The sequence below is a fragment of the Mesorhizobium sp. M7D.F.Ca.US.004.03.1.1 genome (genome assembly GCF_003998635.1).
GTDB lineage: Bacteria > Pseudomonadota > Alphaproteobacteria > Rhizobiales > Rhizobiaceae > Mesorhizobium > Mesorhizobium loti.
In genome coordinates this window covers 1-2,507 of the sequence record NZ_RZQG01000852.1, presented here as the reverse complement: position 1 = coordinate 2,507, position 2,507 = coordinate 1, and the positions used below count along the sequence as shown (strand labels likewise).

The following is a 2,507-nucleotide window of genomic DNA, read 5'->3' as shown; positions in this document are numbered from 1 at the left end:
CCTCTACACTGTTAGGCGCGCGAATAGTTCAGTCGATAATTCACCTCGTCTCCACGAGCCAGGTCGCAGTCAGTCTCAGGTTCACGGCGTTCGCAGTGCAAATGGTAATTGGTGCGTATTGGTCCTGGGCGCTGTTGAGGTGAAAATGCTGCCGTCCGAAGCCGGCGGCCCGTGGCGCATTGCGCGGGAGCCGAAGAATGGGCGTCCGACTCGGTAACTATGCCGTGTTCTCAGCCTGGGCTTTTTCGACTGTGGCCCGACTATCCGCACTTGCGCTTCGGACACCCGGTTGATCAACAAATTCGGAACAAAGCAGCACAGGCTGCGTTTTTTCAGAGACGAGGTCCATCCGTTCAACCGACCGCGTTTGAAGTGGGCAAGAGAGTGCTCTTTAGACGCCGAAATCCTGATGGTCTCTTCGAGCGATTGCGCATTTATATGTGGCCGCGCCGCTCCTTCTCGCGATCGTTTCAGTACGTTTCAAAGCGTATCCTCCGTCTGAACGCCACTCCAAACGCCGTCGCGGCGGGGGTGGCGGCTGGGGTTTTCGCGTCTTTCTTTCCACTAGGTTCCCATTTCGCCATTGCCGCCATCGTGTGCTGGCTGATTTCAGGAAACATGGTGGCGGCAGGGCTTGGAACATTTGTCTTTGGCAATCCGCTGACCCTCCCGTTTGTTGTGGGAGCGACTTGGGAGACCGGCAAGATCATGCTGCACGGCCACATGCAAAGTCACGAACGGCCAGCCCATCTGAGTGAGATGTTGCAGACCCTTTCCATTTCGCAATTGTGGGCACCAGTCTTAAAGCCCATGCTGTGCGGTGCGGTGCCACTCGGGCTGATTTTTGGCCTGTTGTTCTATGGCATCACCCGCTATGGCATGACAGCCTTCCGCGAACAGAGGCGCAAGCGACTGGCAAAAAAGGGTAGCCTGCTCCAGCAACAGGAGGACATCGTGTTGTCACCCCCTCTGCCCACTCGACATCGCCGTTCTGGAGGGTGAATTGCGGGTAGGGCAGCTGTAGAAATGGGTCCGCTGGTCGGCAATATCGCCGCTATAAGTGCTTCCCTACAATTGGCGGCCCGGATATCTGGAGCCTTCGTCATGATTCCTCGCCGCACTGTTATTGATGTACGCGCCACCCTGTCTGTTTGGCGCGATGTCAGGCCGATAGACGCTCATGAAGCTCTCTATACAGACAGCGCTATCTAAAGGCGGACGCTTCGCCGGAGGCAACTGGGCGGCGGCAACGCGTACCCAGTCAGTCGTCCGGTTTGCGAAACTGGGTTGGAAAGCGGTCTTCACGGGACTACCGGCTAATCGAGGAAGAGGCGAACGCTGGGACCTTCCTACCCATTTCGACCGCCGCTAGGCGCAGAGGATCTCCATCCGGGACTCTACCCGATAATTTTGTCGTTCGACGCTTGGTTAGAGAAGCGCAGATCAAAGAAGAGCAGGCTCACGAGCTCATCGCCTTATTGGGGTACTGAGCGTCGCTTATTCGAGAAGCCCGCTTATGACCAGAAACCGCTAATCGCACATCGGCCAGCTAGACGGCGTCAAACCGAAAGCTTGGCTCACCAACGTCCTTGTTCGCATTGCCGACGGCCGCCCGATCAACCGGGTCGGAGAACTGTAGCGCGACCCCGCACCCGTGGGCGACCATGCTATTTCGAAACTAGACGAACATCATGACGATGATCGCGCCGATGACGATCAAGACAAGGCCGCCGATCAGCATGGGCAACAGACTGTTATCCGGGTCTATACCAGACTCAAACTGCCTTGTTATCGACTTATCGCTCTTCTTTGGTTCAGCCATAGCTCGTCTCCATGCGAGGAAAATCGGCATGCGTCCGGTCGAGGTAACGCCTACGTAGGTGAATGTGGCGACTGTCTGCTCCGTCCTCAGATCGATCCGGCGACAAGATGGTGCGGCTCTTAATCCTTAGCGGCGCAACATTTTGTCTCCGATCGTAAAGAGATGTCGACCTTACACACCGCCTCGCGCTGCGCCGGAAGTTTGCGGTGGCAGCGGCCCGCCGAAGAAATGTTGAGGCAGCAGTGCGACGTCGGCGAGCGTGTAGCGGTCAAGAGTGCTCTGGAAAGAGGCAATCGCTTCGCCAAACATGCTTGAAAGCTTGCAGGAGCCGGTGAGCACACATTGGTTTCCAGTCGCAAAGCATTCCACAACCGCGAAATCCGGCTCGGTCAGCCGGATGACATCGCCGATTCGGATCATCTCGGGCCGGAGCCCCAGGACGAGACCGCCGGAACGGCCGCGGACCGCCTTCAGGTAGCCGCCGCGTGTCAGCGTATTGGCCACTTTGTTGAGGTGTGTCTTCGACACCTTGAAGGTGCGAGCCGTCTCCTCGATCGTGATCAAGCGATCGCTGGCGGAGGCCGCGTACATCAACATCCTCAAAGCATAGTCCGAGAAGTTGGTCAGCCTCACCGGTGGTTCCTCTCTTTGGTTGGCGTGCTGTTACGGAAATCGCTAGAAAACC

Annotated in this window: 3 protein-coding genes; 1 reads left to right on the top strand and 2 read right to left on the bottom strand. The window is 57.2% G+C overall.

Translation table 11 applies throughout. From position 1 onward, the window contains the following. Positions 1-384: 384 nt before the first annotated feature. A complete protein-coding gene (locus EN935_RS30870; RefSeq protein ID WP_245469033.1) occupies positions 385-1,002 on the top strand; it encodes a DUF2062 domain-containing protein in 618 nt (205 codons plus the stop codon). Positions 1,003-1,678: 676 nt separating this feature from the next. Here the strand turns inward: EN935_RS30870 and EN935_RS41015 are convergent. Continuing rightward, positions 1,679-1,822, bottom strand: a complete 144-nt coding sequence (locus tag EN935_RS41015) for a hypothetical protein (RefSeq protein WP_164757958.1) — start codon at positions 1,820-1,822, stop codon at positions 1,679-1,681. A 171-nt stretch (positions 1,823-1,993) separates the two neighbouring features. Beyond that, on the bottom strand, positions 1,994-2,455 hold the full coding sequence (locus tag EN935_RS30865; protein ID WP_127373960.1) for an Rrf2 family transcriptional regulator: 462 nt from the start codon (positions 2,453-2,455) through the stop codon (positions 1,994-1,996). Positions 2,456-2,507 lie beyond the last annotated feature (52 nt).

What these genes read in the sequence shown, in the direction of transcription:
- EN935_RS41015 (WP_164757958.1), bottom strand. Translation starts at nt 1,822, where the DNA reads ATGGCTGAACCAAAGAAGAGCGATAAGTCGATAACAAGGCAGTTTGAG.